General features: G+C 42.8%; 2 tRNA genes. Both read right to left on the bottom strand.

Annotation, left to right across the window (positions count from 1 at the left end):
• Positions 1-146: 146 nt before the first annotated feature.
• A tRNA-Ala gene (locus I2484_RS21280) sits at positions 147-222 on the bottom strand.
• A gap of 85 nt (positions 223-307) precedes the next feature.
• A tRNA-Ile gene (locus I2484_RS21275) sits at positions 308-384 on the bottom strand.
• Between the last annotated feature and the right edge of the window lie 130 nt (positions 385-514).

The raw sequence follows: 514 nt of genomic DNA, 5'->3' as shown, positions 1-514 counted from the left end.
GCTCATTTGCATGTGCTAATCTAGAGAAATTGCTTTCTCTACGTTGATTACTTGATTTGTTGCTATCAATGTCGTTTCATTCAGTTTTCAAAGAACAAATTTTAATGGTAGCTTATTTAAACGGTAGTGCTGTTTAAAAAGCTTAATGGTGGAGCCTAGCGGGATCGAACCGCTGACCTCCTGCGTGCAAGGCAGGCGCTCTCCCAGCTGAGCTAAGGCCCCTAAATATAGGGTTATCATTTAAGCATTAATAACGCTCAAAGTCTTTGTAGCTTCTTTAAACGAAAAAACCGTTTAAAAAGCTTAATGGTGGGCCTAAGTGGACTCGAACCACCGACCTCACGCTTATCAGGCGTGCGCTCTAACCAGCTGAGCTATAGGCCCATTCAGGAATATATGAAGTTCACAAAGGAACCTTCAAAACTGAACGCAAAACATCAATGTGTAAACCCGTGGTTTACATTCCGTAATAATCCTTAGAAAGGAGGTGATCCAGCCGCACCTTCCGATACGG

Source organism: Sporosarcina sp. E16_8 (genome assembly GCF_017347095.1).
In the GTDB taxonomy this organism is placed as follows: Bacteria; Bacillota; Bacilli; order Bacillales_A; family Planococcaceae; genus Sporosarcina.
This window is presented reverse-complemented; position numbering and strand designations above follow the sequence as displayed.